The organism is Pantoea sp. R102 (genome assembly GCF_004916815.1).
Lineage (GTDB): Bacteria > Pseudomonadota > Gammaproteobacteria > Enterobacterales > Enterobacteriaceae > Pantoea > Pantoea dispersa.
This window is the reverse complement of record NZ_SDFT01000122.1, coordinates 1-6,336: the sequence shown is the minus strand read 5'-3', so window position 1 is coordinate 6,336 and position 6,336 is coordinate 1. Positions and strand designations below refer to the sequence as shown.

The 6,336-nt window shown below is 58.5% G+C and carries 7 protein-coding genes and 1 pseudogene; 4 read left to right on the top strand and 4 right to left on the bottom strand.

Features of this window, described 5'->3' with window-relative positions; genetic code table 11:
- Positions 1-269: pseudogene (locus ERD80_RS13600) on the top strand (UxaA family hydrolase); the annotation flags it as partial.
- Between the two features lie 83 nt (positions 270-352).
- Here the strand turns inward: ERD80_RS13600 and ERD80_RS13595 are convergent.
- The 4 genes from ERD80_RS13595 to syd all read right to left on the bottom strand — a co-directional run bounded on the left by ERD80_RS13595 (position 353) and on the right by syd (position 3,054).
- The gene (locus ERD80_RS13595) at positions 353-799 is read right to left on the bottom strand and encodes a flavodoxin (protein ID WP_021507375.1); all 447 of its coding nucleotides are present in this window, start codon (positions 797-799) and stop codon (positions 353-355) included.
- Between the two features lie 12 nt (positions 800-811).
- Complete coding sequence (truC, locus tag ERD80_RS13590) at positions 812-1,591, bottom strand: tRNA pseudouridine(65) synthase TruC (protein ID WP_136547244.1); 780 nt, start codon at positions 1,589-1,591, stop codon at positions 812-814.
- A complete protein-coding gene (locus ERD80_RS13585; protein WP_136547242.1) occupies positions 1,591-1,917 on the bottom strand; it encodes a YqcC family protein in 327 nt (108 codons plus the stop codon). The genes truC and ERD80_RS13585 overlap by 1 nt, the downstream gene beginning before the upstream one ends.
- Positions 1,918-2,505: 588 nt before the next feature.
- Positions 2,506-3,054: a SecY-interacting protein gene (syd, locus tag ERD80_RS13580; protein WP_059010890.1), complete on the bottom strand. Its 549-nt coding sequence runs from the start codon at positions 3,052-3,054 to the stop codon at positions 2,506-2,508.
- Between the two features lie 62 nt (positions 3,055-3,116).
- On the opposite strand from syd, the gene queF reads away from it, so the two are divergent.
- The 3 genes from queF (at position 3,117) to xni (ending at position 6,319) form a co-directional block, all read left to right on the top strand.
- Complete coding sequence (gene queF / locus ERD80_RS13575; RefSeq protein ID WP_021507380.1) at positions 3,117-3,962, top strand: NADPH-dependent 7-cyano-7-deazaguanine reductase QueF; 846 nt, start codon at positions 3,117-3,119, stop codon at positions 3,960-3,962.
- A 186-nt stretch (positions 3,963-4,148) separates the two neighbouring features.
- Positions 4,149-5,513, top strand: a complete 1,365-nt coding sequence (ppnN, locus tag ERD80_RS13570) for a nucleotide 5'-monophosphate nucleosidase PpnN (protein ID WP_021507381.1) — start codon at positions 4,149-4,151, stop codon at positions 5,511-5,513.
- A gap of 38 nt (positions 5,514-5,551) precedes the next feature.
- On the top strand, positions 5,552-6,319 hold the full coding sequence (gene xni / locus ERD80_RS13565; protein ID WP_136547240.1) for a flap endonuclease Xni: 768 nt from the start codon (positions 5,552-5,554) through the stop codon (positions 6,317-6,319).
- Positions 6,320-6,336 lie beyond the last annotated feature (17 nt).

The following is a 6,336-nucleotide window of genomic DNA, read 5'->3' as shown; positions in this document are numbered from 1 at the left end:
TGTTTACCACCGGGCGCGGCACGCCTTACGGTCTGGCGGCAATTCCGGTGATCAAAATGGCGACGCGCAGCGCGCTGGCGAACCGCTGGCATGACCTGATGGACATCAATGCCGGCACCATCGCGACGGGCGAAGAGAGTATTGAACAGGTCGGCTGGCGGCTGTTTGAGCTGATTCTGGATATCGCCAGCGGACGTAAACAGACGTGGTCAGATCGCTGGGGAATCCGTAATCAGCTGGCGGTATTCAATCCGGCACCGGTGACGTGATATGCAAAATTAACTTTCGGCGCGATCGGTTCCCTCTCCCGCCTGCGGGAGAGGGTTAGGGTGAGGGCGTGAACCAGGCCAAACTACAACAGCTTACCCCAGCTCTCCACCCACGGCGTGGTCACTGACTCGGGCTCCGGATTTTCCGTCGCATCCACCAGCAGCACCTCGCCAATACGCTGCGCCTGCTGCTCCTGCAGCGTGGCATCAAAGGTCTTACCGGCCCCGCAGAAATGGTCGTAACTGCTGTCGCCTAAAGCGATCACGCCATAGCGCAGCTCAGGCTGATAGCCCAGTTCATCGCGCACCTGCACATACAGCCGCGCGATATTGTCCGGAAAATCGCCCTGCCCGGTGGTCGAGGTAACAATTAACGCGACCTCTTTGCTGTAAGCCTGCCAGTCGGCCAGTGACGGATCTTCAAACACCTTCACCTCATGCCCCTGCGCTTCCAGCACCGGCTGCGCCTCTTCGGCAACCAGCAGCGCGTTGCCGTACACCGTACCTGTAAAAATGCCAATCTTTGCCATTTTGCCGCTCCTTTATTCTGTCGGCTTATCCTGGACTGCCTCAGCGGCAAACTCAACCCTCGGCACATCGGGCAGTTGCTGCTGCCAGCCAAACGATTGCAGCATCTGCTGCCAGACGCGATCCAGCCCGGCGCGAATCACCAGCGGTTCGCCGGTCACCGGATGCGTTAGCGTCAGCGCACTGGCGTGCAGCATCAGTCGATCCATGCCAAAGTGGGCTGCGGCACCGCGGTTCTGCCGCAGATCGCCGTGCGAGCTGTCACCAATAATCGGATGACGCAGGTGCGCCATATGGCGTCGCAGCTGATGCTTGCGCCCGGTGTGCGGCGACAGCTCAACCAGCGTATAACGTGCGCTGGGGTACTTGCCGATGGCTACCGGCAGTTCTGCCTGCGCCAGCGCGCGATAATCGGTGACTGCCGGCTGCGGCGCGCGTGGTTCCGTGACAAACTTGTCGGCAATTTTATCCAGCTCTTCCACCAGCGGATAATCCAGCGTTGCGCTACCGTCCAGCCAGCCGCGCACCACTGCGTGATAGGTCTTCTGAATCTGATGCTGCTCAAACTGCTGCGCCAGCAGCCGCCCGATTTCGCTGGAGAGCCCCATCAACAGCACGCCAGACGTGGGCCGATCGAGGCGATGCGCGGTAAATACGTGCTGACCAATCTGATCGCGCACTGTCTGCATCACCACCACTTTCTCTTTGCGATCGAGCCAGCTGCGGTGCACCAGCCAGCCCGCCGGTTTATTTACCGCAACCAGCCATGCATCCTGATAAATGATCTCCAGCATCAGGCGTCCGGCGGCGCAAACAGCGCATCAAGCTGGCTGAGCGTCAGCAGCAGCGCTGCATGGCCCGGCGTGGTGGGCGGCAGGGCCATCTCATAATAAGGCGTAACGGCGAAGTTTTGCGGCAGCGCGGCGCCGGCGTCAAGCAGCGCCTGCATGCGCGGCAGCAGGACCCACTGCAGCCATTCGAGCGGCTGCAGGGTATCGAGACAGAAAGGTTGCGTACTGTTAAAGGCTTCCGCCGTCGGGGCGTGCGTCTGCCAGTGGCCGTGTTCGCGCATCACCGCTTCGACCTGCTGCAGCCGCTGAATAATCAGGTGCGTCGACATACGCTACCTCCGCGTCAAAAAGGGGCGGCAAGCATATCATTAGTGGGTGCGCGCGCAAAAACGGCATAAAAAAAGGGAGCACTGTGATTACAGTGCTCCCGGTTCGTTTGCAGCATTCCCGCCACCGCTGTGCTCCCTGCTCATCCTTGACAACTGTTCCTGCGCTTTCCGTCGCCCGTCATCTTGACATTGGTCCTTAGCATCCTGGCCCGCCACATCCCGCGTGGCTCTCATTCTCCATCCTGGAGGTGTCCTTTACTCACTCCGGAGTGTCCTGCTTCATCCTGAAGCCTTCCCTGTGACGTAAACTCCGTTACGTTCCTGCCGCCTGGCTGACATTCTCCTGAACGTCTCTCAATCCGTGGCTTCCTGCCAGTGGTGACTATTCTGGCAGAAACCATCGCAATAACAAGTCAGTAAGCGCCGTTAAACGATTAAGCCATGTCTTAATTTTCAGATTGATGCCATAACTGCATGATTCACAATATTTTTACATTGCGGACTTCCGGAAGTCTGCGCAATGTTCTGGCGATCTCGCACAACAGTTGTGAGAGATCTCTTACAAAGGCTGCGAGAAAAGTCTGCAACTCACGAACTAACCGGTTGTAAAGCATTAAGAAATGTCTGAATATCCACCGCCAGTTTCTGCCGTTTTTTCGTTCCCGGCTGCTCCACAATCACCTCACCGGTCAGATTACACACCGCGATAACATCCTGCTCCGAATCTGTCGTGGCGATAAACAACGTCGGGCTCTGTTTCAGACGGCGCTTCATCACCAGATGACCAATCAGGTTCTCCTGCAGGCGGGTAAAATCGTCCTCGCTCCACACCTGCAGCAGCGTCAGCGGCTGCTGCGCAAACTGCGCATGCATGTCGCCGGCAAATTGCGTGGTATAGAACGTGGTGAGGTCCGGCTGCAGCTGAATATCCAGCGCGCGCTCAACGGCTGCCAGCGAGGCTGGCAGGGTAAAGTCCTGCGGCTGCCACAGGACGCGCTCATCCAGTTCACTGATGATGCAGGGCGACGGCACGCCGTACAGCTCTGCGCTGGCGGGAAAATGGCCGTGCTGCTGCTGCCAGTGCGCTACATAACGGGCGGTAAAATCGCGCAGGGCCTCTGCGGTTTGCTGCATCATTCATCTTCTCGCTGGTGATCGGTTACACTGACTCCCTTTGATGGATTTTAGTGGTAACCGTTATGTCTTCTGAAAACCGGGATACGGCGCTGAGCGGCCTGACTTTGGGTAAGCCCACCGCGTATGTTGATCGCTACGATAACACGCTGCTGCAGGCGGTGCCGCGCAGCCTGAATCGCGAGCCGCTCGGGCTTTATCCCGATAACCTGCCGTTCCACGGCGCAGATATCTGGACGCTGTATGAACTCTCCTGGCTTAACAGCAAAGGCGTGCCGCAGGTCGCGGTCGGCGAAGTGGTGCTAAGCGCCGACAGCGTGAATCTGATCGAGTCCAAAAGCTTCAAACTCTATCTTAACAGCTTTAACCAGACGATTTTCGCCGACTGGGGCGCCGTGCGGCAAACGCTGGAGCGCGATCTCAGCGCCTGCGCTAACGGCAAGGTCAGCGTGGCGCTGTTTCGCCTGAGCGAAGTGGAAGGTCAGCCGATCGGGCACTTCGCTGGCGATGTCATCGACGAGCAGGATATCACCATCAGCGATTACGGCTTTAACGCTGATTACCTCGCCAGCGCAACGGGCAGCGAAGTAGTTGAAGAGACGCTGGTCAGCCATCTGCTGAAATCGAACTGTCTAATCACCAATCAGCCGGACTGGGGCTCGGTAATGATTCGCTATCAGGGCCCGCGTATCGATCGCGAAGCGCTGCTGCGCTATCTGATTTCGTTCCGCCAGCACAATGAGTTTCACGAGCAGTGCGTCGAGCGTATTTTTAACGATATTCAGCGCTTTTGTCAGCCAGCAGCACTAACCGTCTACGCGCGCTACACGCGGCGCGGCGGGCTGGATATCAATCCGTGGCGCAGCAATGTCCCCTTCACGCCGGGCTACTCCCGCCTGGTGCGCCAGTAACAGATTGCGAGATGTCTCGCAGGCCGACGCACGGATGCGCGGTTCCACTTGAGCATTCGCGGCCGACAACGGTACTCTGGTACAGGCGCGAGGGCGACAGCGTGCTTACCGAAGGATTTTCGTCACTGCGCTCAACGGGTTAAGCGCAGCGTCATCAGTCACGCATTTGCGTGTAAAGGAGTTCTCTTGATTACACATATCAGCCCGCTTGGCTCAATGGATCTGCTCTCCCAGCTGGAAGTCGACATGCTGAAGCGTACTGCCAGCAGCGATCTCTACCAGCTGTTTCGCAACTGCTCGCTGGCGGTACTCAACTCCGGCAGCCAGACCGACAGTAGCCACGAACTGCTTTCCCGCTTTGAAAACTTTGACATCAACGTGCTGCGCCGCGAGCGCGGCGTGAAACTGGAGCTGATCAACCCGCCGGAAGAGGCGTTTGTTGACGGCCGGATTATCCGTTCGCTGCAGGCGAACCTGTTTGCCGTACTGCGCGATATTCTGTTTGTTAACGGTCAGCTCTCGGCAGCGGATCGTCTGCAGAATCAGGATGTCACCGACTCCGCGCACATCACCAACCAGGTGTTCTCCATTCTGCGCAATGCGCGCGCGCTGCACGTGGGCGAATATCCCAACACCGTGGTGTGCTGGGGCGGTCACTCCATCAACGCGGTCGAATATCAATATTGCCGCAATGTCGGGACGCAGATGGGCCTGCGCGAACTGAACATCTGTACCGGCTGTGGTCCGGGCGTGATGGAAGCGCCGATGAAAGGGGCGGCGGTAGGCCATGCACAGCAGCGCTATCACGACAGCCGGTTTATCGGCCTGACCGAACCGTCGATCATCGCTGCGGAGCCACCTAACCCGCTGGTGAATGAACTGATCATCATGCCGGATATCGAAAAGCGTCTGGAAGCCTTTGTGCGCATCGCTCACGGCATCGTGATCTTCCCGGGCGGCGTGGGCACGGCAGAAGAGCTGTTGTATCTGCTGGGCATTCTGATGAATCCGCAGAACAGCGATCAGGTCCTGCCGCTGATCCTCACCGGGCCAAAAGAGAGCGCCGATTACTTCCGCGTGCTGGATGATTTCATCGTTAATACGCTGGGTGAAGCCGCGCGCCGGCATTACAAAATCATCATTGATGATGCTGCGGAAGTGGCGCGTCTGATGAAGAAAGCCATGCCGCAGGTGAAAGAGTACCGCCGCGAAACCGGCGATGCTTACAGCTTTAACTGGTCGATTCGCATTGCGCCGGATCTGCAGGTGCCGTTCCTGCCGACCCACGAAAATATGGCCAACCTCAAGCTGTTCCCGAATCAGCCAGCGGAAAAACTGGCGGCGGATCTGCGGCGTGCCTTCTCGGGCATCGTGGCCGGTAACGTCAAAGAGATGGGGATCCGCGAAATCCGGGAAAAAGGTCCGTATCAGCTGCAAGGCGATGCCGATCTGATGCACCGTATGGACGAACTGCTGCAGGGCTTCGTCGCGCAGCAGCGCATGAAGCTGCCCGGCAGCGCTTACATCCCCTGCTACGAAATCATCAAATAACCCATCAGGAAGGCAGCCTGCGGGCTGCCGGTATCACTATGTCGCTTCATCTGCTTATTATCGACGCGCTCAATCTGATCCGCCGCCTGCACGCGGTGCAGGGTTCGCCCTGTCGTGAGGCCTGCGTGGCGGCGCTGCATCAGCTGCTGGGCCACACGCGACCAACGCACGTGGTGGCGGTGTTTGACAGCCATGACCGACAGCCTGGCTGGCGTCATCAGTTATTGCCGGACTACAAAGCGGGTCGCCCGCCGATGCCGGATGATTTACAGCAGGAGATGGCCTCGCTGCAGGCGGCCTTTGAGGCCAGCGGTGTCAGTTGCTGGGTTGCCGAACAGGATGAAGCGGACGATCTGGCCGCGACGCTGGCAGTGAAGATGGCCGACGCCGGTCATCAGGCCACCATCGTTTCTACCGATAAAGGTTACTGCCAGCTGCTGGCGCCGAGCATCCGCATCCGCGATTATTTTCAGAAGCGCTGGCTGGACGTGCCGTTTATCGAACAGGAGTTCGGCGTCGCGCCGGCCCAGCTGGCAGATTACTGGGGCTTATGCGGTATCAGCAGCAGCAAAATTCCAGGCGTGCCCGGCATCGGGCCGAAAAGCGCGCGGGAACTGCTGCTGCAGTTTGGTTCGCTCGAGGCGCTGTATCAGCAGCTGGATCAGGTACCTGAGAAGTGGCAGAAGAAGTTACGCGATCACCGCGCGATCGCGGAGGTGTGCCGACAGGTGTCAACGCTGAAGCGGGATTTGGTGTTGCAGGGGAATTTAAATACGCTGCGGTATCAGGGTCCGCCGCGTCATTGAGGTCGCCATGAATGGCG